At 35.4% G+C, this 25,018-nt stretch carries 29 protein-coding genes, 1 pseudogene and 1 riboswitch; of the genes and pseudogenes, 10 read left to right on the top strand and 20 right to left on the bottom strand.

Annotated elements, in window-relative coordinates:
* Positions 1–56: 56 nt before the first annotated feature.
* The 3 genes from nfsA to MHH71_RS07460 form a co-directional block, all read right to left on the bottom strand.
* Entirely contained in the window at positions 57–791 is a 735-nt protein-coding gene (gene nfsA / locus MHH71_RS07450; protein ID WP_006094363.1) for an oxygen-insensitive NADPH nitroreductase, read from the bottom strand.
* 197 nt (positions 792–988) lie between these two features.
* Positions 989–1,306 (bottom strand): DUF4870 domain-containing protein, encoded by a 318-nt coding sequence (locus tag MHH71_RS07455; protein WP_006094362.1) that lies wholly within the window; start codon positions 1,304–1,306, stop codon positions 989–991.
* Positions 1,307–1,418: 112 nt separating this feature from the next.
* Positions 1,419–1,997, bottom strand: a complete 579-nt coding sequence (locus MHH71_RS07460; RefSeq protein ID WP_033799633.1) for a YdcF family protein — start codon at positions 1,995–1,997, stop codon at positions 1,419–1,421.
* A gap of 173 nt (positions 1,998–2,170) precedes the next feature.
* Here MHH71_RS07460 and MHH71_RS07465 point away from each other — a divergent pair, with 173 nt between their 5' ends.
* From MHH71_RS07465 to MHH71_RS07480, 4 genes are all read left to right on the top strand, one after another.
* Positions 2,171–2,848: a DUF421 domain-containing protein gene (locus tag MHH71_RS07465; RefSeq protein WP_003196513.1), complete on the top strand. Its 678-nt coding sequence runs from the start codon at positions 2,171–2,173 to the stop codon at positions 2,846–2,848.
* A 233-nt stretch (positions 2,849–3,081) separates the two neighbouring features.
* Positions 3,082–4,215 (top strand): tyrosine-type recombinase/integrase, encoded by a 1,134-nt coding sequence (locus MHH71_RS07470; RefSeq protein ID WP_033798783.1) that lies wholly within the window; start codon positions 3,082–3,084, stop codon positions 4,213–4,215.
* Positions 4,212–6,326 carry a tyrosine-type recombinase/integrase gene (locus MHH71_RS07475; RefSeq protein WP_033798782.1) on the top strand — a complete coding sequence of 705 codons (2,115 nt, stop codon included), beginning with the start codon at positions 4,212–4,214 and terminating at the stop codon, positions 6,324–6,326. Before MHH71_RS07470 ends, MHH71_RS07475 begins: the two co-directional genes overlap by 4 nt.
* A complete protein-coding gene (locus tag MHH71_RS07480; RefSeq protein ID WP_033798781.1) occupies positions 6,319–6,699 on the top strand; it encodes a DUF6262 family protein in 381 nt (126 codons plus the stop codon). Before MHH71_RS07475 ends, MHH71_RS07480 begins: the two co-directional genes overlap by 8 nt.
* Positions 6,700–6,814: 115 nt before the next feature.
* On the opposite strand, the gene arsC is transcribed toward MHH71_RS07480, so the two are convergent.
* From arsC to MHH71_RS07510, 6 genes are all read right to left on the bottom strand, one after another.
* Positions 6,815–7,219, bottom strand: a complete 405-nt coding sequence (arsC, locus tag MHH71_RS07485) for an arsenate reductase (thioredoxin) (protein ID WP_033798780.1) — start codon at positions 7,217–7,219, stop codon at positions 6,815–6,817.
* Positions 7,220–7,245: 26 nt separating this feature from the next.
* Positions 7,246–8,286, bottom strand: coding sequence for an ACR3 family arsenite efflux transporter (gene arsB, locus MHH71_RS07490; RefSeq protein ID WP_033798779.1), 1,041 nt, complete (start codon positions 8,284–8,286; stop codon positions 7,246–7,248).
* Between the two features lie 17 nt (positions 8,287–8,303).
* A complete protein-coding gene (locus tag MHH71_RS07495) occupies positions 8,304–8,705 on the bottom strand; it encodes an ArsI/CadI family heavy metal resistance metalloenzyme (protein ID WP_006094355.1) in 402 nt (133 codons plus the stop codon).
* 66 nt (positions 8,706–8,771) lie between these two features.
* Positions 8,772–9,077 carry an arsenical resistance operon transcriptional regulator ArsR gene (gene arsR, locus MHH71_RS07500; protein ID WP_033798778.1) on the bottom strand — a complete coding sequence of 102 codons (306 nt, stop codon included), beginning with the start codon at positions 9,075–9,077 and terminating at the stop codon, positions 8,772–8,774.
* Between the two features lie 206 nt (positions 9,078–9,283).
* Positions 9,284–10,642, bottom strand: a complete 1,359-nt coding sequence (locus MHH71_RS07505) for an MATE family efflux transporter (RefSeq protein WP_033799632.1) — start codon at positions 10,640–10,642, stop codon at positions 9,284–9,286.
* Between the two features lie 96 nt (positions 10,643–10,738).
* Positions 10,739–11,572 (bottom strand): MerR family transcriptional regulator, encoded by an 834-nt coding sequence (locus MHH71_RS07510; protein ID WP_006094353.1) that lies wholly within the window; start codon positions 11,570–11,572, stop codon positions 10,739–10,741.
* 293 nt (positions 11,573–11,865) lie between these two features.
* Between MHH71_RS07510 and MHH71_RS07515 the strand changes: the two genes are divergently transcribed.
* Positions 11,866–13,023, top strand: coding sequence for a cation:proton antiporter (locus MHH71_RS07515; protein ID WP_018764331.1), 1,158 nt, complete (start codon positions 11,866–11,868; stop codon positions 13,021–13,023).
* 139 nt (positions 13,024–13,162) lie between these two features.
* Here MHH71_RS07515 and MHH71_RS07520 read toward each other — a convergent pair whose 3' ends face one another.
* From MHH71_RS07520 to MHH71_RS07550, 7 genes and pseudogenes are all read right to left on the bottom strand, one after another.
* Positions 13,163–14,515, bottom strand: a complete 1,353-nt coding sequence (locus MHH71_RS07520; protein WP_033798777.1) for an aspartate aminotransferase family protein — start codon at positions 14,513–14,515, stop codon at positions 13,163–13,165.
* A 190-nt stretch (positions 14,516–14,705) separates the two neighbouring features.
* On the bottom strand, positions 14,706–16,256 hold the full coding sequence (locus MHH71_RS07525) for a solute symporter family protein (protein ID WP_003196504.1): 1,551 nt from the start codon (positions 16,254–16,256) through the stop codon (positions 14,706–14,708).
* A gap of 2 nt (positions 16,257–16,258) precedes the next feature.
* Positions 16,259–16,597, bottom strand: coding sequence for a DUF485 domain-containing protein (locus tag MHH71_RS07530; protein ID WP_018764329.1), 339 nt, complete (start codon positions 16,595–16,597; stop codon positions 16,259–16,261).
* A gap of 192 nt (positions 16,598–16,789) precedes the next feature.
* Positions 16,790–17,402: pseudogene (locus MHH71_RS07535) on the bottom strand (sterol desaturase family protein).
* An 83-nt stretch (positions 17,403–17,485) separates the two neighbouring features.
* Positions 17,486–17,779, bottom strand: a complete 294-nt coding sequence (locus MHH71_RS07540) for a hypothetical protein (protein WP_006094347.1) — start codon at positions 17,777–17,779, stop codon at positions 17,486–17,488.
* Between the two features lie 19 nt (positions 17,780–17,798).
* On the bottom strand, positions 17,799–18,431 hold the full coding sequence (locus tag MHH71_RS07545; RefSeq protein WP_006094346.1) for a LysE family transporter: 633 nt from the start codon (positions 18,429–18,431) through the stop codon (positions 17,799–17,801).
* Positions 18,432–18,572: 141 nt separating this feature from the next.
* The gene (locus tag MHH71_RS07550; protein WP_003196494.1) at positions 18,573–19,301 is read right to left on the bottom strand and encodes a YqcI/YcgG family protein; all 729 of its coding nucleotides are present in this window, start codon (positions 19,299–19,301) and stop codon (positions 18,573–18,575) included.
* Positions 19,302–19,569: 268 nt separating this feature from the next.
* Between MHH71_RS07550 and cspB the strand changes: the two genes are divergently transcribed.
* On the top strand, positions 19,570–19,767 hold the full coding sequence (gene cspB / locus MHH71_RS07555) for a cold shock-like protein CspB (protein WP_003196492.1): 198 nt from the start codon (positions 19,570–19,572) through the stop codon (positions 19,765–19,767).
* A gap of 120 nt (positions 19,768–19,887) precedes the next feature.
* The gene (locus tag MHH71_RS07560) at positions 19,888–20,136 is read left to right on the top strand and encodes a DUF2564 family protein (protein ID WP_003206638.1); all 249 of its coding nucleotides are present in this window, start codon (positions 19,888–19,890) and stop codon (positions 20,134–20,136) included.
* A gap of 31 nt (positions 20,137–20,167) precedes the next feature.
* Here the strand turns inward: MHH71_RS07560 and MHH71_RS07565 are convergent, their stop codons facing one another.
* The 3 genes from MHH71_RS07565 to MHH71_RS07575 form a co-directional block, all read right to left on the bottom strand.
* Positions 20,168–20,344, bottom strand: coding sequence for a zinc-finger domain-containing protein (locus MHH71_RS07565; RefSeq protein WP_003196489.1), 177 nt, complete (start codon positions 20,342–20,344; stop codon positions 20,168–20,170).
* A gap of 12 nt (positions 20,345–20,356) precedes the next feature.
* Complete coding sequence (locus MHH71_RS07570; RefSeq protein ID WP_006094345.1) at positions 20,357–21,016, bottom strand: ribonuclease H family protein; 660 nt, start codon at positions 21,014–21,016, stop codon at positions 20,357–20,359.
* A 670-nt stretch (positions 21,017–21,686) separates the two neighbouring features.
* Positions 21,687–22,172: a QueT transporter family protein gene (locus tag MHH71_RS07575; RefSeq protein WP_003196485.1), complete on the bottom strand. Its 486-nt coding sequence runs from the start codon at positions 22,170–22,172 to the stop codon at positions 21,687–21,689.
* A 6-nt stretch (positions 22,173–22,178) separates the two neighbouring features.
* A riboswitch (PreQ1 riboswitch) is annotated at positions 22,179–22,223 on the bottom strand.
* 131 nt (positions 22,224–22,354) lie between these two features.
* Here MHH71_RS07575 and MHH71_RS07580 point away from each other — a divergent pair.
* The 3 genes from MHH71_RS07580 (at position 22,355) to MHH71_RS07590 (ending at position 24,629) form a co-directional block, all read left to right on the top strand.
* A complete protein-coding gene (locus MHH71_RS07580; protein ID WP_006094344.1) occupies positions 22,355–23,227 on the top strand; it encodes an aldose 1-epimerase family protein in 873 nt (290 codons plus the stop codon).
* A gap of 95 nt (positions 23,228–23,322) precedes the next feature.
* Positions 23,323–23,709, top strand: a complete 387-nt coding sequence (locus MHH71_RS07585) for a reverse transcriptase-like protein (protein WP_003196481.1) — start codon at positions 23,323–23,325, stop codon at positions 23,707–23,709.
* A gap of 29 nt (positions 23,710–23,738) precedes the next feature.
* Positions 23,739–24,629: a DMT family transporter gene (locus tag MHH71_RS07590; RefSeq protein ID WP_033798776.1), complete on the top strand. Its 891-nt coding sequence runs from the start codon at positions 23,739–23,741 to the stop codon at positions 24,627–24,629.
* Between the two features lie 2 nt (positions 24,630–24,631).
* On the opposite strand, the gene MHH71_RS07595 is transcribed toward MHH71_RS07590, so the two are convergent.
* A complete protein-coding gene (locus MHH71_RS07595; RefSeq protein WP_003196477.1) occupies positions 24,632–24,892 on the bottom strand; it encodes a DUF6123 family protein in 261 nt (86 codons plus the stop codon).
* Positions 24,893–25,018 lie beyond the last annotated feature (126 nt).

The following is a 25,018-nucleotide window of genomic DNA, read 5'->3' on the forward strand; positions in this document are numbered from 1 at the left end:
AGTAAAAAAACTTCTCCTTCTAAAAACAAACCTGCTAATGCAGATTTGTTTTTACCTTATCTTCTATTAAACCCTTTTTTACTCAAAAACTCCTTCATATGCATTCTTTTCTCTTTTGACATAAAAGCACTCATTGATCCTGTCCATGTTACATCCTTTTGATTTGTAGATCTTCCCTTATAATATTCATTAGTCGTACGGTCATATTCCTCTAGTAATTCATCATATTTATTTTCGTCATATACGTTTTCATGTAAAATCGCTTTAACTGGCAAACGCGGTTTCACTGCATGACTTTCATCAGGTACTCCAACTGTCATCCCAAATACCGGGTATACTTTATCTGGTAAATGGAGCAGTTCACTCACTTCTTCTGGATTATTCCTGATTCCTCCAATATAACAAATGCCATATCCTAGTGATTCTGCAGCGAGCGCTAAGTTTTGTGCAAATAAGGATGCATCTACTGTAGCTACAATAAAGTCCTCTGCACCATCATGTTTAATCTCTGTTCCATGTTTCTCACATGCTGTTTCTAAGCGCTTTAAATCTGCACAGCAAACAAAAAATGCCGCGCAATCTTTCACATGACGATTACCTGATAACTCTGCCAATTGCACCTTTAAATTTTCATCTGTAACGTACATAACTGAATACGCCTGAACAAAATGTGATGATGCTGCATACTGCGCTGCTTGCACCATTCTTTCCACTATATTCTTAGGAATTGGTTCTTGTTTATATTTCCGAACTGATGTATGTTGCTCCATTTTATGTATCATCTCATTCATAGTAAAGCCTCCTTATTTCTTATTACTGAAAAATTAACATATCCTTTTCATTTATCACAACTTTTATGCCCATCTAAAAACTTCTATATAATATGCTCTTTTTTCACCTCAATTAAAGCAGAACCCTTCAAACCTATACAAAAAGAGAACGAATTTTTAACCATTCGTCCTCTTTCATTCTTGAAAAAATAAATCGTTTAAGCTGCTCTCAGTACTTTAACACCTTTAACAATATTCCAAACAAAGTAATAAATACCTACAATTGTAAAAGTTACATAGGTTACAATCATTCCGATTCCAACACTTGCGGATTCTCCAAAACTTAAACCGAATACACCTGAAAATGCCAATCCACCAAATAAAATTGCATATGGGAAAATGTGTGTCCAAAATGCCTTTTTCGCATGATATTTCACATCATCTTCTGCAATAAAGTAGACGATGATTGGGAATAGAAACGGTGCAAAGAAAATACTAAAATAACAAAGTGAAGATAAAATATTATTGCCTTTCATACGATTCACTCCTAAAGTTTCGTTGTTTTTGTTACCTTTATTATGGCACTTCACTACTTTAGGAACTATCGTTTTACCTTTCAATCAGATTACATTTTTGTAAGATTTATTACTATATACGATTCGTTAGCCAATACTGTGTAATCGCAAAATATTCCCTCACATTTGACTGAATAATAATCGATTTAGGTGTTTTCGCAGGAAGTCCATTTACCTTCAACCCTTGTTTTTCAGCAATTTTTTTGGCCCGAAACATATGAAAATCATTTGTAACAATCATCCCTTTTTTCTTATTTGCTGGAATAAGAGACTTTGAGAATTCAATATTTTCATCTGTATTTGTAGAACGATCTTCCATTATAATTCTTTGTTCTGCAATACTTTGTGTCATTAATCCTTTTTTCATAGCCCGTGCTTCTGAAATATCTTCTCCTTTTCCTTTACCACCGGATACAATAACAATCGTTTGTTCATGTGTTTTTAAATATTCCGCTGCTTTATCAATACGATATTGTAAAGAATAAGAAGGCTCTGTTCCTTTCACCTTTGCTCCTAAAAGAATCATGTAGTCTGCATCGTTCGGTGCTTCCATATGACCATGCTTATAAATGTTATATTGTAAAAATCCTATATAACCTACTATAATCATTATCACAACTAAACTATACTTCATCATCTTTTTCTTCTTTATCATTTACATTTACTCCTATTTTTTCTATTTTCTCATCATAATATTCTTCTCATTATTTGTATAGATTTAATTTCCTAAATAACCCTCGATAAGTAATATTTACAATAAATAAAGGGAATAGTGGATAAGGTATATATAAGATAATGGGAACTTTGCATTAAGGAGTGTAAACATTGATTGTTTTTTTATGTAATATAACCTTCTTCTTTTTATTATTTCTTATCTCGCTTAAACTACTAGGAAAATCCGCACTCGCTCAGCTTACACCACACGATTTCGGGGCGATTATCTTTTTATCTTATTTAGCTTTTCGAGCTATACCGGTTGATGGCGCTCTGCAAGCTATTGTAGGTATAATTGTGATTACATGCCTTCATCTCTTGATTACAAAATTGAGCTTGCTAAATAAACTGAATCGTTTCATTCTTGGTCACCCCATTATTTTAATTAAACATGGAGATATTGTTTTTGAAAATCTAAAGAAAAGTAGATATCCAATTGCTGAGTTACTATCTAATCTTCGCGTAGCAGGATATCCTAGCGTACATGAAATTGAATATGCCATTTTAGAAGCGAATGGCGCCATTAGTATTTTACCAAAAAGAGAGCTTGTTCCTCTCACTCCAAAAGATATGCATATAGATGTAAAATATGCAGGATTACCAATTGCCCTTATCGTTGATGCACAAATTCAATACGATAATTTAAAATTAATCCATAAAAATGAAAAATGGCTTCGGAAAGAGTTACTAGAAAAAGGATTTGAAGATATAAAAAACATTGCATTTGCTTCTGTACAAGAAACTGAAGGCTCTTTTGCAATTAGCCTAAAAAATAAGAAATCCCCTTAAATACATTTAAACATACTATAATTAAAAGAGGATATTATGTTCAATATAGAGCATAAATCCTCTTTTTTTATACATAATGGAATGAATAATCAGATATTACGAATATTGTCTATTATGTATATAATGTTATAGATGAAAATTTGTTGTTAGTTAGGGGGACAAAGCCCACAGCGGGAGGCGTAGTGAGGTCTATAAACCGAACGTAAAAAAATGGTTTTAGGTGGTGAATGTCTATGAGGGTCCAAGAGGTGCTTTTAGAGAATAATAGTAAGAGATACATATTAGTAGATAATGAAGGAATTCCTGTGATTCCTGTGATGAAATACCTGAAGTATTTAGATGTTACAGGGAAAAGCAACAACACACAGAAAACGTACTGTTATGCACTAAAACAGTATTTTTTGTACTTACAGGAGATAGAGAAAAATTACAGAGATATAAGATTAGAGGACTTGGTGGAGTTTGTAGGATGGCTTCGGAATCCGTATGAGAGCAGCAAGGTAATGTCTCTTCGACCTGTGAAGGCAAAGAAAACAGAAAGGACAGTGAACCTTACGGTCACCGCTGTTACAAACTTCTATGACTATTTGTACCGGAATGAAGAGTTACCGCGTGATATGAAAGAGAAATTGATACGTCAGGTCTTTACAGGCGGGAGAACACGGTATAAGAGTTTCCTTCATCATATCAACCAGGACAAGCTATCTATGCGGAATGTATTGAAGGTAAAAGAACCTCGCAAGAGGGTGCAGACGCTCTCAAAAGAACAGGTGAAACAGGTCTTAGCAGCAACAACGAATATACGGGACACCTTTCTCATCCAGCTCCTGTTTGAGACGGGGTTAAGAATTGGAGAGACGCTTTCTTTATTTTTAGAGGATTTCAAGTTTAGTCATCAAAAAGGACATCGCATTCGTCTGACGGATCGCGGGGAATTAGAGAACGGTGCGAAACTGAAAACAGGGGAACGGGAAATCTTTGTTTCACAGGACCTCATGGACTTATATGATGACTACATGTACGATGTCATTGACGAATTGGACGTCGAAACCAACTTTGTGTTCGTCAAATTGCGCGGTAAAAACATGGGGAGACCGATGACCTACGGGGATGTAGAAGCTCTATTCAAACGACTGCGTCAGAAAACAGGAATCGATGTCCATCCTCACCTGTTTCGTCATACGCACGCGACGATGTACTATCAGGAGACGAAGGATATTAAACAGGTACAAGAGCGCCTTGGTCATTCACAAATCCAAACGACCATGAATTTGTACCTTCATCCTTCGGATGAAGACATCCGCAAGGATTGGGAAAAGGCACAGGGCGCATTTCAAATCAAAGAACCGAACGGTGGGAGAGAATGAAACAAGTTTATCAGGTTAATACAGAACAACTTGGATTTCATGAGCGATTGCAGCGTGACCTGTCAGGTTATCCCATGAAGACCATAGAGAAGGATGACTCAGTTATCATCCATCACGTGAAGGATCCCTACTTCTTGGTCAAAGACATTTGGAATGTTGACTTTTTGGAAAACATTCCTCAATTTCAGGAAATGGTTGAGAAATATAAAGGTACAAATCGCAATGTGCGTTTTCAAATCAATAACGCGACTGTTAACCTGGAAATAAAATATGTGTGGTATCAGAAATTATTTAAGGATGAATGGTCATTAAGCACCGTATTTGGAGAGCCAGCAAGGCTCTTACGAAGGTTAACAGTATTTCTCAACGAAAAATACCCTAACCTTTTCTCCCTTCTTGATCTGGACATCGACCAAACAGAACGGGAATGGTGGTTTTGGTTAGAACAGCAAGGGATTTCAACACAATATAAAAGAAAAGACGTGACAGGTGGCGTTTATATACATAAAGCACCCATCGCAAGCTTTTTACGATTTATTCATTCCAATTTTTTTGTCCTGACTGATACGCGTGAAGAATGGGAGAAAGATCGATGGGATGTGCGAATGTTACATGACAAATATGGAATTAACTATAACAAGACCAAGCCTGACTATTACCTTGATTTCACCAAAATTGAACAAGTGGAAATGCGTCAGCATATTAAAAGGTATTTCAAACAACGCTTACTTAGTAAGAATCATTTCTCATGGGGTTCAGCTCAAGGTTATCTAACTCATTTATCAAGGTTCTGGTCACTTATATTTTCCTTAGAACCTTCATGGACGAATTTAAAAGGGTTGAAACGATCGCATATGGAACGGTACATCCAATGGTTACATGAATATACAAGAAGTAATTTGACTCAAAAAAATGCGCACCCTGAAAGCCATATACAACTTGTACTGACCTACATAGGAAAGTTCTTGAGAGACACCCAGCGATATGAATACGATATCGCTCCTGACACCCGTATACAATTGTTACTCTTTCCAGAAGACAAGCCGAAGTTAAAAAAGAAATCGATTGATCAAATTGATTACATTCCTGACTATGTGTTAGAACAGCTCTTTATGCACATCGATGATTTACACAAAGAGGTCGTTCCTGTGGTATGGGTTGCTTACAAAACAGGGCTTCGCATTTCGGATGTATTAGGTTTAACCTCGAATTGTTTGGAGCGGATTAACGGTAAATACTCCATTGTCACGGATATTGAGAAAACCTATGTACAAGGACACCGAATTCCAATTGACGAAGAATTGGCAAACATCCTTGCGATTCTCATTCACAAATCCAAAGAGAACAGCAACCAAGGAAATAACCCCGAAGGGTTCATTTTCGTTCGTTATCGTGGCTCTCGAAAAGGCAATCCTTATTTTCAAAAATGGATTCAACGAGAATTAAACAAACTAGCAAAACAAAAGAACATTGTAGATGAGAATGGAAAACTGTTCCACTTTAAACTTCATCAATTTCGACATACCTACGCTGTCAAAATGTTAAATAGCGGTGCAGACATTCTAACTGTACAGGAATTGTTGGCGCATGCCTCGCCCGAAATGACCTTACGGTATGCCAAACTGTTGGATGACACGAAGCGAAAGGCATTTGAAGCGGTCTTTAGCAAAGGGCTATGTTTCGACAGAAATGGTAAGGTGCAAGAAATTAAAGCGGATGAAGATATCCCAAAGGACATCCTGCAGGCCCTTTGGCAAGATCATAAATTAAATGCGATGGAAAATAACTATGGAACGTGTCACGCTCGTTTAAGTGGCGGCTGTGCTTATTTGGAGGAAGCGCCTTGTTTAACGTGTGGTAAGGAAGGCACTCCTTGTAAGGACCTAGCAATTGGCTTTTCCGATTTCGATATCGGGAAATATGAGGATCATATCAAAAGAACCTCCAGAAATATGGAATTGGCAAAACAGTATGGACGTGAAGACATTGTGAAAAAGGGTTCTAGAAATTTGAAGCGTTATGAAGAGATTTTAAGCAAGCTCCAGGAAGGGAACGTTATCTTCGGCAGAATGGAACGAATGAAGCGAAAGCAAGGTGTAGAAAATGGTTAACTATGACCGTAAAGAACATTTAAAAGCAATTCATGCATCAAGAAAAGCGACTACTTCGCAAAAGGTGGATAAAGCCATCCAAAGGCTCGTGCGAGCCAATGATCCTATCAATTTTAATAGTGTGGCAAGCGAGGCTGGCGTAGCAAAAGCCACGCTATACAATAACCGTGAACTGCGTGAACGGATTGAGAGCCTGCGCCAGCAACAAGCGGAAGCTCCTACGCCAAAACAAATCAAGCGTGAGATAAATGAAAACAATAAAGATGCAATTATCGCCTCTTTGAAACGTAAGATTAAGAAGTTAGAAGAAGAGAAAAAACAACTGCGTGAGCAATTAAAATTTGCGTACGCGGATGTGTATAAACAGATATAAGGAAATATCAAGATGTAATTTTATCATACGCACTTAAAAATTTCAGAAAAGAATAAAAAAAGACCGTCAATACACTAGAGCAAATGCTCAAAATATTAACGGTCTTTCTTTAATATTATTCTCCTGTTTCAGAAAAACCTTTAATACGCGTGCCAATTTCATCACGTACTCTTTGGAATTCAGACCATTCTTTTCCTGCTGGGTCGTCAAATCCCCAATGAACACGTTTTACATGTGGAGGTGTTGTTGGACATACATCATTTGCGTGACCACAAAGCATTACAACAAGATCTGCATTATTTAAAATTTCTGGATCAATAGTATCAGAAGTTTGGTTAGTAATATCAATATCTACTTCTTTCATTGCTCTAATAGCATTTGGATTTACACCGTGTGCTTCAATACCAGCTGACAGCACATTCCATTTGTCACCTAGATATTTTTTGCCCCAAGCTTCAGCCATTTGACTACGGCAAGAGTTCCCTGTACATAAGAAGTAAATTGTTTTTTTGTTATTCAATTTAATTCCACCTTTACTATGAATGTTTATCTTGGTTGTGTCTGAAAGTACTTACGTTGGAACCAAAGTGCTACATTTACAAGGGCAATCATAACAGGAACTTCTACTAAAGGCCCGATAACTGCTGCAAACGCTGCACCAGACTGGATTCCAAATACACCAACTGCAACTGCAATTGCTAATTCAAAATTGTTACTTCCTGCTGTAAATGCTAATGTTGTAGTTACTCCGTAACTTGCACCAATTTTTTTACCCATAAAGAAAGAAACAAAGAACATGATTACAAAATAAATAAGTAATGGAATCGCAATACGCACAACATCAAACGGTACGCTCACAATAACTTCCCCTTTTAAAGAGAACATCACAATTATAGTAAATAGTAATGCGATTAAAGTAATTGGACTAATCTTGGAAATAAAGACTTTTTCATACCATAGACGGCCTTTTGTTTTTACTAAGATTAAACGAGTTAACATCCCAGCAATAAAAGGAATTCCTAAATATATAAATACTGACTTTGCAACCTCTGCCATTGTAATATCAACGATAGCTCCTTCAATTCCCAACCATTCTGGAATTACTGTTACAAACACATACGCATACACTGAGAAAAATAACATTTGGAATACAGAGTTAAAAGCGACTAAACCCGCTGCATACTCAGTATCCCCCTTTGCCAGGTCATTCCAAACAATAACCATTGCAATACAGCGAGCTAAGCCAATCATAATTAAACCCACCATATATTCTGGTTTATCTGGTAAAAATATTACTGCTAAAGCAAACATTAGAACGGGACCAATTATCCAGTTTTGAACAAGTGATAATACTAACACTTTTACATCTTTGAAGACTCTCCCCATCTCTTCATAACGAACCTTGGCTAATGGAGGATACATCATCAAAATTAAGCCTATTGCAAGTGGAATAGATGTTGTACCCACTTGTAGACTATTTATGCTACTTGTAATTTGAGGGAATAGTACCCCTATACCGATTCCTAGAGCCATGGCAAGAAAAATCCAAATGGTTAAGTATCGATCTAGAAATGATAGTCTTTTCATTGGACACTCCTTTCAGATTAACAGCAAGATGTAGGTTCTGATTTATGAACATCACTATCTGCTTTTGTATAGAAAAATTCCCATTCGTTACCGTCTGGATCAGTTATCCAAAACTTATCTTGTACAGCATAGCAACATGTAGTATTCATCTCGTCTCTTGCAAAAAATCCTTCTTTTTCTAATCGGTCCTTATGGACCTTTATTTCTTCTGCATTCGCTACTTGAAAACCAAAATGATTCACTTGATTTCCAGATACTTCATCTTTCACATTTAAAGTGAAGTTAAGTCCTGGAGTATCTAGTAGAAATTTTGCATAATCATTTTTTACCTTAACTGGTTTTACTCCAAATGTTTTCTCATAGAATTCAATAGATTTTTCTAGATTTTTAACATTAATCCCAACGTGTACGTACTTCATCACAAATTCCTCCTTTTGGTTTTACATACAATTAATCAAAAAAAATTGATGTATAGTTTAAAAAAATTAGCAACAAGTTCCTTTTCCTATTTTTCTAAATATGCAACAAAGTTCTTCCGATAGTAGGTTATTCACTTCAGTATCATTTAAATCATAATAGCTCCAAGTACCTTGTGTATCTTTGATTATTAAATTTGCCTCAAGTAAAATTTTTAAGTGGTAAGATAATTTAGATTGCGTCATTTCGAATATTTCCGTTAAATCACATACGCAAGTTCTACCTCTTTGGCAAAGTTCATACATAATCTCTAATCTTTTTTGATCTGCAAGAGCTTTAAATTTCTTCTCGTATTGTTCAAATTGTTTAGTCATATTATGTAACCTCCTATTCATCAAATTTTTTTGATGTATTTATTATATGTGAGATTTCTTGTTTAATGCAACAGTTAAATCAATTTTTTTTGATTAATTCAATTAAAAAACCCCCTAACATATTATATATGTCTAATATGTTAGGGGGTTGATTTAATAATATTTTTTAAAATTAGGTCTTGATAAACTTGCTAAGGGGATTTCTATCATGCCACATGTTCTCTTTCTATATTTCGTACTGATACAGGATGAGAAATACGATTCATCCAAAATACAACAATCGCTGTTAATACTTCAGATACAGGCATTACAAGCCAAATTCCATTTACTCCAAACAACTTTGGCATAATCCATAAGAGTGGAATAATGAGTAATAAACCGCGGTTCAAAATAATCAAGATAGACTTTCTTGTTTGTCTCACCGATTGGAAATACTCTCCATATACAATGTTATAGCCAAAAAATACATATTGAACAAAGAACAGACTCATTCCTGTTACAGTTAGTGTCAGTAACTCTTTTGATTGAACATCAAATAAACCAATAATGTATTCCCCAAAGAATAATCCGCTCACAATTGCTACACATCCAAGTACAATAGCTGTTTTTACTGCAAAGTTTAGTCCTTCCTTCAAACGTTCAGGTAAATTCGCACCGTAATGAAAACTTGCAATTGGTTGCAATGCCGCTCCAACACCTAAGAATACTAATAGCATCATGGAGTGAATACTATTCACTATTGCGTAAGATGCTACACCTAATTCTCCTGCATATTTCATAAAGGTTATGTTAAAACCAATCGTTACAATCGCTACTGTTATTTCTGCGGTGAAACTTGGAAAACCAATCAGCATAATTTGTTTGACTGTATTCCATTCAAAATGAAATTTCGTCCATTTTAAAATGCTACTTTTTCTAAAGAAATGACTTAATAAAACAAGAAAACCAATTGCTGCTGACAGGATAGTCGCTGCCGCCGCTCCTGTTACACCCCAGCCAAAAATAAAAATAAAAATATAATCAAAAGCAATATTTAACAACGCTGTTACAACAAGTCCTGCCATCGCTAAATTTGGATTTCCGTCGTTTCGTATAAATGTACTTAAAATATTTTCTAATACGTATATCATTCCAAATGTTAATAATACAGTTAAATAATCTAATGCATATGGTAAGATTACTTCATTAGCTCCAAATAAATAGGCCAAATCTTCTATTCTCCATAAACAGATGACCATTAAAGCACCAACAATTACAACAGCCACTGTCATAGACTGAGTAAAAATGGATCTCGCTCGCTCTATTTTATTTTCACCTAATGCTATGGAATATAGTGTAGCTCCGCCCATTCCAATCCACAATGATATAGAGAAAAAAATGGAAAAGGCGGGGATAGCAACGTTTACTCCCGCTAAGCCATTCGCTCCGACTCCTCTGCTAATCATAACGGCATCGATTACAATATTCACCGACATTAATACCATTCCAAGAACCGCTGGTATTAAATAAGATATAAATAAATTTTTCATTGGTTTTTCTCTTAATTTCTCAGTTGTTTCCATAATAAAATGCTCCTTTTCAATTCTCTGTTCACATTTTAAACCTTCAAGCAACTTGAAGGTCAAGTGAGAATTAAAAATACATTTTTATTATACAACCTCTTACTTCTTTTTTATTACCGGGATTTGTATTTCTGTAACTTGCTCTTCTGGATTCTCCGTTACAGAACAGTCAATTAAAGCGAGCTCAATTGCATCTCCAGACACTTCATATCCTTTCTCCTTGATATCCATTAACAGCTTCTTATAAGTTCCATCCGTTTTTTCATATGGCCCATGGTGATAAGAGCAAGCGAACATCCCGTCTTTAATTTCATCTGAAGTAATAATTTGAAACGGCATATAATCAAGAAGAATAAAAACACTGTTATATGCTTGAAATTCATTTTGAAGCAACCCTTCTTTTGACACTGTCACACCTAGGTCTCCTGAAAATAAACTATCATCTATTTGCTTCATATTTTTTTGGAGTGAATGGATATAATATTCAAACATATCATCCGTTATATTTGGTGCAATAGCTAACGCTGTAATTTTTCTCTTTGGTAATTTTTTAAGTGTCACATTATTAGCTTTTGACTTTGTAGCTTCTTTCATCAAATTGATTTTATGCTTCATTTTAGCCAATGCATATTCAATTTCTCTTTGCTTTTTTAACATCATCTCTTGTTGTTTTTTAAGTAAATTTAAGGCATAAGATGGGTTTCTTTCATCAATATATTCCTTTATTTCTTTTAAAGAAATATTTAACTGCCGTAAAAATTTAATTGTATCTAAAAGTGCAAATTGGTCGATTGTATAATATCGATACTTTGTTTGTGGATCAACAATGGATGGATGAAAAATACCTTTTTCATCGTAATAACGTAATGTTGACTCCGCAATATTATGCATTTTTGCCATTTCTCCAATAGTAAAGCGTTGATTGAATAACATATTTTCTACTCCGTTTCTTTCAAATAAATTGATTCGTTAAAAACAAATTTGTTTTTCTTCCCCTTCATTATATAGACATTCATTCCTTATTCAAAATGAATCATCCCCATGAAAATCTTCCGATTTAACATTGATTTTTCTTGAAATTTATTATATATTTATTACAGGTTCAAATTACAAGTTCAAAAGAACTCGTATAAAGACCTCTTGTTTAATGTGTTTTACATATTAGTACATTAGGCAAACTCCGAGAAATCGTTTAATAAAAACAAAAAATGAAAAGGAGAGATGAGATGGAATTTTTCTTTCAAATTGCGTTAATTTTACTAAGCACCAAAATTGCTGGTGACATTAGTGTGAGATTAGGGCAACCTTCTGTACTCGGGAAATTAATTGTTGGTATTGTAATTGGTCCGGCGGTATTAGGTTTAGTTAACAATTCAGATTTACTCACACAGTTAAGTCAAGTAGGAGTTATTCTCCTTATGTTTATGGCAGGTCTAGAAACAGATTTAAAAGAACTAAATGAAAATCGCAATTCATCTTTAGCTGTTGCTGTTGGCGGTATTATTCTTCCATTTGTAGGTGGTTATGTTTCAGGACTAATTATGGGTATGGAACAAGCAAATGCTGTCTTTTTAGGATTACTTCTATGTGCAACAAGTGTTAGTATCTCTGTACAAACACTTCGTGACTTAGGAAAAATGAAGACTCGCGAAAGCACAACAATGTTGGGAGCAGCTGTATTTGATGATATTCTTGTTGTTATTTTACTAGCATTTGCCATGAGTTTCTTAGGCTCAGGTGATGTAAGCTTAACAATGATTATTTTGAAAAAGGTTGTTTTCTTCCTTTCTATCATCCTAATCGGTTGGAAAGGTGTTCCAATGATTATGCGTTGGTTATCACCATTACGCGTATCAGAGTCTATAATTAGTGCGGCTCTTATCATTTGTTTCGCTTTTGCATATTTCGGTGAACTATTAGGAATCGCAGGCATTATCGGAGCATTTGCAGCAGGTATTGCTATCTCTCAAACAGATTACAAACATGAAGTAGAAAAGAAAGTAGAACCAATCGCTTATGCAATGTTCGTTCCTATCTTCTTTGTAAGCATTGGTATGAATATTACGTTTGCAGGCATTGGAGATAAAGTATGGTTTATCTTGGCTTTAACTGTAATTGCTGTATTAACAAAACTGATTGGTTGTGGCTTCGGAGCGCGCATGACAGGATTTGATTTACAATCATCTACAATCATTGGGTCCGGAATGGTTTCACGCGGTGAAGTTGCTCTTATCATTGCAGGACAGGGGCTTACTTCTGGACTACTAGCACAAGATTACTTTACAGCAATTGTAATTGTCGTTATTTTAACAACCATGATTACACCACCAATGTTAAAATATTCTTTCGGTGTAAAAGATAAGCAATTAAAACAAAGTGCATAATAGCTATATAGAGTACTAGTTTCATAATATAAAAAACGAGATGATTCTCTTCAAAAGACAATCATCTCATTTTTTATCATTTTAACCGAGAAGACCCCCTCCTCTAAACGAAGTGAAGGTGGGGGATGAATCGGTTTTTTTAAATACGTTCCATCGCTGTCTTCAATGTCCCGACAACAAAAGCAATTTCTTCACTTGAAATAATAAGAGGCGGTGCTAACGTTAAAACATTATTATAGCCTGCTGTTGTCATTCCGTTACGCCCAATGATTAATCCTTTTTCTTTACAAGCATTCACTACACTGACAATTTTATCATTATCAATTGGTTCTTTTGTTCCTTTGTCATTTACCAGCTCAATGCCAACTAGCAACCCTTTCCCTCTAATATCTCCAACAAGTGGATGATCATCTCCTATTTCTTCTTTTAATTGCTCTAATAAAAGCGATCCCATTTGTGCAGAACGCTCAATTAAATTTTCGTTTTCCATAATCTCTAAGTTTTTAAGTGCTAACGCACAAGCTGCTGGATTGCCACCAAACGTGTTAATATGACGGAAAAATTCATATTCTCCCTTTCCTTTAAATGCTTCATAAATCTCTTTCTTCACTGCTGTTGCTGATAACGGTAAGTATGCACTTGTAATCCCTTTTGCCATTGTAATAATGTCAGGCTTTACATCATAATTCATAAAACCAAACGCTTTTCCTGTACGACCGAAACCACAAATTACTTCGTCACTAATTAGCAATGCACCATGTTTTTGACACGTCTCATGAACAGCTTTCATATAATCTTGCGGGGGCATCAAAATTCCTCCGCCTGTAATAATTGGTTCCATAATCAATCCAGCTATCGTTTCACTTAGTTCCCACGTCATAACACGATCAATTTCTTTCACACACTCTACATCATAAATATTTTGTGACGAAATCTCTGGCATTCGGTAACAATCTGGTGGCGTAACATGTAAAAAGCCAGAAGCAAATGGCTCATACTGATACCTCCGCTGTGCCTGTCCTGTCGCTGCCATCGTCGCCATTGTATTTCCATGATAACCACGATAACGTGACATAAATTTATAACGGTGTGACTCTCCCTTATGAGCATAATATTGACGAGCAACTTTAAATGCTGTTTCATTCGCTTCCGATCCACTGTTAGAGAAGAAAATAACATACTCTCCTCCAAGCCATTCATTTAACTTTTCAGCAAGCTGAATTGCAGGTTCATGAGATTGTGACATTGGAAAATATGATAATTTTTGCAATTGCTCATACGCTGCTTCAGCAAGCTCTTTTCTTCCATATCCACTATTCACACACCAAAGCCCACTCATCCCATCTAAGTACCGTTTCCCCTCTATATCTTCTACCCAGCATCCTTCTGCTTTTGCCCCAACCATTGTACTATTTGGACTAAAAGGACGCATTCCATGCCACACATACTTTTCATCCTTTGCTAATAATGCATCTGATTGTTTCGTTTTCATCATACATTCCACCTTCCAAAACAACTTATATTTTCCCAAGCTGTACTGGCGCCATGATGAGATAAAACTTTTCCCTATTTATTTTCATTCCACATGAACAAAATAAATCCTACCGACTGCCGAGTAATATTTTCAAGCAACATTACAAAACAAAAGAGCTCTCCAAGCAACTGGAAAGCTCTCTTTCTTCTTAATGCGCAGACACGTCACTAACTCCATGACCTGTGTTAGATTTAACAAGGATTTCATCGAACTTCGCTGCATCTTCTTTCTTACTTGAAAAGATTGTCCCTAAATACGCTGCTAAAAATCCAAGTGGAATAGAAATAATTCCAGGTGTTGTATAAGGGAATAATGCTTTTCCAACAAAGATTGCTTTCCCAGCTTCAGGATTCCAAACATTCGGGCTTAGTGCCACTAATACGATAGCTGATACTAACCCAACAACCATTCCACAAATTGCTCCTGTTGTATTAAAACGTTTCCAATAAATTGTAAACAAAATCACTGGTAAGTTAGCACTTGCAGCAACCGCAAATGCTAACGACACTAGAAACGCAACATTTAACGTTTGAGCAAATAACGCTAAAATAATAGATAATACAGCTACACCAATTGATGCATAGCGTGCCATGGACACCTGCTCTTTTTCTGTTGATTTTCCTCGGCGAATAATTTCATTATAGAAATCATGTGCGAAAGCTGAAGCGGCTGTTAAAACTAAACCAGCTACAACGGCTAAAATCGTCGCGAATGCAATTGCAGAAACGAATGCAAATAAGAAATCTCCCCCAAGTGCTTTTGCTAATAAAGGTGCTGCCATATTACCAGCTGGATTTGCCTGAATAATTGCAGCATTCCCTACAAATGCAGCTGCACCAAAACCTAGGAAAATGGTCATAATATAAAATGCACCAATTAACCACGTTGCATATACAACAGACTGACGTGCTGTTTTCGCGTCACGAACAGTGAAAAAGCGAACAAGAATATGAGGTAAACCAGCTGTTCCTAAAACAAGACCTAAATTTAAAGAAATCGTATCTAATCCATTTTTATATTTCACACCTGGATTTAAAAATGCCTCTTTTAGAGGTGTTGCCGTTTTCATCTGCGCAAACATTTCTGTCACGCTAAAATTAAATTTAGCAAATACAATTACTGAAATAATAAATGTCCCTGCCATTAGCAAGACAGCTTTTACAATTTGCACCCAACTCGTCGCTGTCATACCTCCAAAAATCACATACACCGTCATTAACGTTCCAACAATTAAGACGGATGTCGTATATTCAATCCCTAATAATAATTTAATAAGTGCTCCTGCTCCCACAAGCTGTGCAATCATATAGAAAATTGAAATCGTCATCGTATTTAAAGCTGCAACTCCGCGCACTTTTCTCGCATCAAAACGTGCTGCAATCATATCAGCTAATGTATATTTCCCTAAGTTTCTAAGCGGTTCAGCAACCAGATATAATACAACTAAATAGGCAACAAGAAAGCCTATGCTATAAAAGAAACCATCAAATCCAGTTAATGCGATTGCGCCTGCAATCCCTAAAAAAGAAGCAGCTGACATATAATCTCCCGCAATGGCCAAACCATTTTGCCACCCAGTTAAGCCTCCTCCTGCCGTATAAAACTCGCTCGCATTTTTCGTCTTTTTCGATGCAAAATATGTAATGACGAGCGTACCAAGAACGATAATTAAAAAAAGTGCAAACGCCGTTACGTTCAAATTTATCCCCTCCCTTTTTGTATATCTTGAAGAATTTTTTGCGAAGTTTTGTCGAACGATTCCGCTTTTTTGTTATACATCATACATAACGACCACGTCATAACAAATTGTGTAAAAGCAAAGATCCACGCCCATGTAACATCTCCAAACGCTGGTGTATTCAACACTTTTGAATAAGAAGTCAAAAGCGGCAGAGCAATAAAAAAGCTTAAAAAGAAAATGCTCATCGGAACAATAAACTTTCGCTTCTTTTCTAGCAATGCTTGAAATTCCGCTGACTGGACGACTTCTGTATAATTTACCTCACTTTGCAACTTACGTGCTGAACTCTCTCGTTTCATTTGTCCTCTCCCCTTTCCTTCAATCCTTAAATAAAATTCCCCCTCATAAACCAAAAGCTAAATTTTATAAATATTCAGAAACTTACATTTATTTTAGACAATCTCTTCTCCTCTGCAAAGATTTTTCGATAGACATTTTTCGTCATATTTTCCTAATTTTTTAATATATTTTTTTAAAATAAAAAGAAGTGCTCATCGCACCACTTTCTTGTCCTTCTCTTTTTCTAAGTTACGTGCCGTCCTACTTAATTCAACATCTTTTCCGTTTTTATAAGTTCCAAATAAGAAATCACAAACTGGATTCGACACACCAAACCAATAATTTTCATTTTTATAATGATGCAAAATATGTTGTTTTTTTAGCCATCTACCAAAACCAGTCAAAGGACGGATTGGTCTATGCGCTATGTAATGTTTCCATTCATAGACGAGCAACATGATAATCATCCCAATTCCAAATGAAAATGTAATCGTTATATTACTTGTAAGTCCATACAGAATGAACAAATAAATTGCAAATCCTGTCATGCTATAGCATACTGGTAAAAATAATAGCTTTAAATCATCCGGGTACACATGGTGATCATAATGTAATCTCTTTAACATTTTTAGGAGGTTTCATATGAAATAAAAACCGATATGTTATATACTCATTGATTGTATAAAAAACGATTCCCGCAAGACATGATAAAATCGCCACCCCTGTAAATAATTGCATTTTCAAAATAATGATAAACAATATAAATACTCCAAACATAATCACAATATCATGTTGGAAAAAGAACTCCTTCATCACCCTTTTCATTCATCCTATCCCCTTTCTTAGAAAAAACAGCCATAACATATCGTTACGACTGTTTTCATTCTATCTATCTTATTCTCTTTTACTCACAAATTTGCTCGCTGTTCTATTGTAGAGAAAAAATTTTGCGAACCAAATATATTTTGTTTCGGTATAATGTGTTCAACTGCAAAGACAGTTACTTCACCTCCCTGTACCTCTCCAATAATCAGTCCCAGTATTGCATGATTTACAGCAAATGTTGGCTGCTTTGTTTGAAGTAGTCTTTCAACAGTTTGAAGAACGGCCTCATATAAAGGGTCCCTATCCGTTATTTCTTTTCGAATTTTTGGTGCTAATGTAATGATAATTTCTTTTCCATTAACTGTGGTTCGATACATAAAAATCTCCCCTTCAATCTTATATGAACAACTGTAAAGCTTTATACGCAAAATGAATCGAATACCCGACTAAGATAAATCCAGCTCCCGCTGTAATATAACCGAGTACCTTTGGTTTAAGCACTGTGCGTCCAAAATGAACAGAAAAGGCAATATTTAAATTCCATAAAATAATGCCACCAATTATGCAAAGACTATATAAAAAGGCCTCTTGTTTTGTTACTTTCGTGAGCAGTGAATTAAGCGTACTCCCATATACACCAAACCAAAAGACAAGATTTAACGGATTAGATACCGCAATTAAAAATCCTGCCATAAAGGATTGACGAAGTCCACCTACCTCTTCTTGTTTATATTCCATATTTGAATGTGAAATTCCTTGTTTTACACTTTGAAATCCTAAATAAAACAATAAGAAAAAACCTATACAATACATAAATGCTTGTACATATGTATACATAAATACAGAAGATAATCCAAAGTAAATAAGCAGCATAAATAAAATATCTGCACTCATGCCTCCTATCCCAACAAACCAAGCATGCCAAAACCCACGTTCGATCCCTCTTTTTAACATTTCAATATTAATTGGCCCTACTGGTGCCGCTAGTGAAATTCCTAGTATAAATTGCTGTATAATTGCTCCAAACATCGCTCTATCCTTTCTATATCATTTTACTATTAGCTAATGTAAACAGTACTAAAAATAGACTAACTTTTATAAAAAATATACATATATAAAATGCCCTTTTTCATCCAAAATATGCAAAAAAGCCATCCTTAATGATGGCTTTCATTTTAGTACTTTATGATGAAATGGACATTTTCCTTCGATTGGTTCGATGTCATCTCCAATAAAATATTGTTTCCATTCCTGATGATTCGGATCACCATAGTGACTTATATTGGGATGTTTCGGCAGCTGATCCCACTTTTCCACTCGTTCTCTAACCGTTTGTCTGGAATATGCCCCTTTCGGTCGATCTCCTTCTAATCCATCAAATATGATCCGTGGCTGAAATCCTATAATGAGCGAATTTCCTAAATGCCTCGTTTTTCTCTGTTTATAGGCAGGAGCATTCCCAAATGCAAACATCGGCTCCCCACCAAATGAAAATTCCCATAAGTAATGATCTGGATTTTTTGGAATTTGCTCTGGCCATGGCTGTTCATCCTTTTCATGTAAATATTGTAGCACTCTCCAAAAGTACATGCGGTAATATTCGAGCGATCTTTCTTCACACTCTGGCTCAACAAAAAGAAAAAAACCTCTTCTTACAACTGGTCGCTCATTCATTAACTGTAAAAAAGAAAACAGAGTCTTGGGTAAATGACTCCAATCATCCTGAGATAAAAACGAGTAACGAAGTTCATTTTTCTTTAAGGCCGTTAAGCCAAAATAGCACGGAAAAGTTGGCTCTAATACAACATTAGAAAAATTCTCAAATTCTTTTGAAACCCAACTTGGTATATCACTCCTAGTTTTAATTTCTTGATTATCTAACAAATAAGACTTACTCATTCTCTCACCTCATTATGTACAGCATTCATTTAAGCATATTAAGAATATAAGTTGTCCTATACCATTTTAGAAACTTGTGTAAAAATTATTTGAAAATACAAAAATATAAAACCGCTTACTTGACTAAAATCTACCATTTCATGTATATTTAAAATATCATTTAGCAGAATATTCGATAATATAGCATTTTCAGTTTTATGAATTCGCAAATATTTCAAATGAACTTCACTAAATGAAAAAGTAATCGTTTTTTAGGAGGAATTGTAACATGCAAGGAAAAGTAAAATGGTTTAACAACGAAAAAGGTTTTGGATTTATCGAAATTGAAGGTGCTGACGATGTATTCGTACATTTCACAGCTATTCAAGGCGAAGGCTACAAAGCTTTAGAAGAAGGTCAAGAAGTATCTTTCGACATCGTTGAAGGAAACCGTGGACCACAAGCTGCTAACGTAGTAAAACTTTAATCCAACATATAACAGGAGGTTACCTTATTTGGTAACCTCCTTTGTTATTCCTTTGTATATTTCCTTTTTGCAGAGTAAAAACTATGTGAAATGTGACAGAATACAAAGGAGGAATCGACAATGGGTTCACATGTAAATGATTTTGAAGAAGTAAAATTCCGTGTAGAAACAGCACAAAAAATGGTAGGTTCTGCTACAATTACAATGGATCCTGAATCACTGCAGCATGCGACGACTGCAGTAGAATCTGCACGCTCTCAGCTTGAAACAATGAAATCTGTTGCAACAGATTTAGACGAGCCTTTCTTAATGAATGAAGAAAAAAAACTAAGCCTATGCGAACACCAATTGAAAGAAGCTAAGCATTAAAAAAACATCCAGAGCTACCTCTGGATGTTTTTTATGATAATTGATTGCCATATTCTTTTAACTTCGCTCCCACTGTGCATTGCCGAATACAAAAAGAATGGGCATAGTACTTACTTTGTGTTTTTCTATAGTGTTCTTGTAAAAAACATCCTTCACAATACGTCTCTAATAAATCATTTACCTCTATAATGAGCTGCTTCTTATTCACCAGTGCACCTCTCTATTCTGTTACTTCCTTATGACTATCGATCGGTGTCCCTTCCAATGCTTGCGCGGCCAATTGATGTGCTTCTTTATTTTGTTTTCTTGTTACTGGCTCACAGACAAGCTTCAATTTCATTTGCTTTGCTTTTTGTTCAATTTGATCTAAATAGTGATTCAAATGTTCATCATAGCATGGCCACTGTCCAGCTAATTGCTGAAGTACGACTTGAGAATCACCATGAAGCGTAACTGATTCATATTTGATTCCTAATTCTTCTAATACATCCATTCCATATAATAACGCTGCATACTCTGCCTCATTATTATCATATATACCTTCTATGTAAGCATTTCGACGAACACGATACACTTTTTTCCCTTTTTTATAGTACACGCATATTCCAAGTCCCGCCTCTTTCGTTTCGATGTCATATCCTCCATCAAAGTAAATGCGAATTTCTTGCGGATCTTCTTCCACTTGTTTACTCAATTTTTTCATTTCTTTCAGCGTCCATTCCGCGCCCATTTCATCGTAAAATACGAGTTCTTTTACTCTTCCCGTTTTCTCAAAATCCACTGCAAATTGGAGAGCTTCTTCCATACTCATATAATCTGTTATTAATTCTGTTTGAAGACCATGTTTTGTTTTATACAACCAATTCATTTTATACTTCATACTATTTTCCCCTTATATAAGACTTCATATTTTTATTTTATTATATTTTACCAAGAGTCACAGTATTATATGCGAATGAATCAAATCATATTGTAAGTAACTACCATTATCTGAACTTAACTTAGACTGCTCTCCTAACTCACAAGAAAGAGGAGCGTCTGTATGATTAGAAGGGCTTCATCCTCCATCAAAGTCCTTTGAACTCCTCAAAATTTTGAGATAAAGTGAAACTTCCATCAGTGGGGTTTTTCTTCATCCCCCACTGATGGTTAGTTGAACCAATCGGGCTTTTACGAGCAGTTATCCCCCACCTATCTTCCTCATTTCTCTCTGGATCTTGAGGTAGGGGTCTTACTGTCCGTTAATGCGGGATAAAATGAAACTTTAATCAGTCCTCACAAATCGGGATAAAGCGATTACTTATAGAAATACTAACTTAGATTTAGCCCTTATCCTCTTCGAAAACAAAAAAGAAAATTCAGACACGTGTTATAGTAATGAAAAAACTATCAATTCTAACATCACAATCATTAAAGTTCCTAATCCAACAAATGCAATTTTTTTCTGAATCTCGGTTTCTTTACTGCTATTAGATATACTGAGAGAACTTACTTATATACAAATAAAGAGGCTACCCAATCCTTTCGATTTGGTTCAGCCTCTTTATTTATTACATCACCTTTTCAAATTGCACTCGTTTATTAATCCAATACATAACAGGCATACCAATTGCCATCACGACAAATTCACCAGCTGCACATGTAAGCCATGTAAATAAAAATGGCAGATCGAATGCAAGATGAAGTTCAATCGCTATCATAAACATTGTAACTGTAAAGATAACTGTATTAAAAATCATGCGCGCCCAAACACCCTTAATAAAGCGCATGGAAATAATAGTAGCAAGAAGTGCAAGAATGGATTGCCCCACTCCAAATACTAAATCATACGCAATCATAGGTGAGAAAAAGAGATTTGTTAAAAATACCCCTAAGACAATTCCATAAATTGATTTCTTATTAAATACAACGAGATGATTAAACATCTCCGAAATACGAAATTGTACATTCGTAAAGCCAAACGGCTGAATAAGTGCTGAAACAGCAATATATAATGCTGCTAAAATACCATTACCAACTAATGTTTTTATATTCATGACAAAATCTCCTTAGTTTTTTTACGTGGGATGGTTTCGAACCACGTGATTCGTTTTTAAACAACAATTTTATATTGTACGCAATAGCAAACCATTCGTCAATAGATTCCTACCATCCACTACCCTTTTTCTTATAGACCACGTATAATAAAGAATATGAAAGATTTAGGAGGTTTCACTTCATGACAGCAACAATTCAAAACGAAAAAGTGATCGTTTCCATCTCTGAAAAAGGTGCAGAGTTACAAAGCGTTCGCTTAAAAGAAGACAACACAGAATATATGTGGCAAGGAAATCCTAACTATTGGGGGCGCCGTGCACCAATTTTATTCCCAATTGTCGGTAGATTAGTGGACAATATATATTATGTAGATGGTAAACCTTATTCATTAACACAGCACGGCTTCGCTCGCGATCTTACATTTTCAGTAAAAGAGCAAAGTGAAACAAAAATTACTTATGCAGTCACTAGTAATCAAGAAACTTTACAAAAATATCCGTACGAATTTGAGTTACGTGTTTCTTATGAACTAGACGAGCAAAATATACATGTTACTTATGAAGTTATCAACCCTACTTCAAAAGAAATGTTCTTTTCTATCGGAGCACATCCAGGCTTCAATTGTCCTTTAATAGAAGATGAATCATTTACAGATTACCATTTATCATTTAATGGCCCTGAACATTTAGAAACAAACGTTCTAAAAGGACCATTTCTTTCAAAAGAAAAACAACTAATGGTTGAAAACAAGACAGAATTACCACTTACATACGATTTATTCAAAAATGATGCCCTTATTTTTGAAAATATGAATACAAATGAAATTTCCATTCGCTCTCATAAACATAATAAGTTTGTAAAAGTAGCATTTGAAGGTTTCCCATTGGTTGGTGTGTGGACACTAGAAAATGACGCTCCTTTCTTATGTATCGAACCGTGGTATGGAATTGCTGATGAAGTAGAACCAGCTAAAGATTTCAAAGAGAAAAAAGGCGTACAATCCTTACAAGCAAATGAAACGTTTACATGTCGCTACAGCATTACAATTGGATAAAGTGCATTTTTCATATTCTATCCCCCGCCCCTAGAAGTTTTTAGGCGGGGTGATTACTATCAGCTAACGCTATATAATAATGGAGGTATTCAATTTTGATTGAAGTATATATTGATGGTGCATCAAAGGGAAATCCAGGTCCTTCTGGTGCTGGGGTTTTTATTAAAGGTGTGCAGCCACCTGTGCAATTATCACTGCCGCTTGGAATCATGTCCAACCATGAAGCTGAATATCATGCATTACTGGTCGCATTAAAATATTGCATGGAACATAATTATAGCATTGTATCTTTTCGCACAGATTCACAGCTTGTTGAACGTGCTGTAGAAAAAGAATATGCAAAAAACAAAACGTATGCACCACTTTTAGAAGAAGCACTAGCGTACATCAAAAGCTTTGATCTTTTCTTTATAAAGTGGATTCCAAATAGTCAAAACAAAGTTGCCGATGAATTAGCAAGAAAAGCCATTTTACAAAATTAATGGGGGTTTTAGTGTGAAAAAAAGGATGGATTGCTCCTCTCGCTTTATTATTTGTCTGCTTTATTTGGGGAGCCACATTTGTTGTCGTTCAAAATGCAATGTCATTTGTTGGGCCATTTACTTTTAATGGTATTCGCTTTTTATTTGCTGGAATCATTTTATTATTTGTCCAATTTATATTCTCGAAAAAAACTTCAAAACAAGAAGTTCAACATAGTAGCATTGCTGGTTTAATTATCGGATTCTTCTTATTTATCGGTTATTTATTACAAACATTTGGATTACTCTATACCACTTCTTCTAAAGCAGGATTTTTAACTGGACTCAGCATTGTTATGGTTCCGATTCTTTCATTTATCTTTTTAAAACAAAGAGTTACACCTTTTATCATACTTGGCATTACTGCTGCAACAGCAGGCTTATATTTACTAACCGCTGGTGATTCTTTTCAATTGAATATTGGTGATATACTTGTTCTCGGCTGTGCAATTGCTTTTGCAGCCCATATTCTCATTAACGGAGTCTTTTCTAAAAAAATATCCCCTTTATTATTAAGCACATCTCAAGTATTATCTGTTGGAATTTTCTCTTCTATCTGCGCTTTTTTATTCGAGGACTGGAAAAAGTTATTTTCAATCTCTTTATGGACGAATTCTGCTTTTTTATTTGCTCTACTTGCAACATCCGTGTTCGCAACATCCATCGCTTTTTTTATTCAAACAGCTGCGCAAAAACACACCTCTCCAACAAGAGTTGCCATTATTTTCGCAATGGAACCTGTCTTTGCTGCATTAACAGGTGTTCTTGTCGCAAACGAACAACTTTCTATTCCCACAGTACTTGGTTGCCTTTGTATTTTCTTAGGCATGATCTTCGTTGAACTTCCTTCAAAAGCAAAAAAAGAAGCGCAGGCTGCGTGATGTTACGCTTGTAACGTCCACATGAAAGCCTTTGCGCTTTTTTTATCAGTAATTTCCTCTTCCTTCAAACGCTCCAATAAAGCGATAAAATAACTACCATCAAATTGTAGTTGATGTTTAATTGTTGCCTCAATCGCTGCATTCACAATCCCATCCGACGCACCAGTATACCCTTGACCAAACATAATAAACCCTTGTGCGTCCTCTGATAATTTAAATCCTTTTGTGTGTAAGAATGAAAGATATTCTTGTACCGTTTGCATGCTGTTCCCACCTACCAAAAAATTCTCCACTTCCTATCATACATTTTTTTAGGCTTTATGAGAATGAATTTTCTTTGACAATCTCTCTTAGATTTCTTGATTTCCTAAAAGATAAAAACAACACTA

It is taken from the genome of Bacillus sp. FSL H8-0534 (assembly GCF_038005885.1).
In the GTDB taxonomy this organism is placed as follows: Bacteria; Bacillota; Bacilli; order Bacillales; family Bacillaceae_G; genus Bacillus_A; species Bacillus_A pseudomycoides.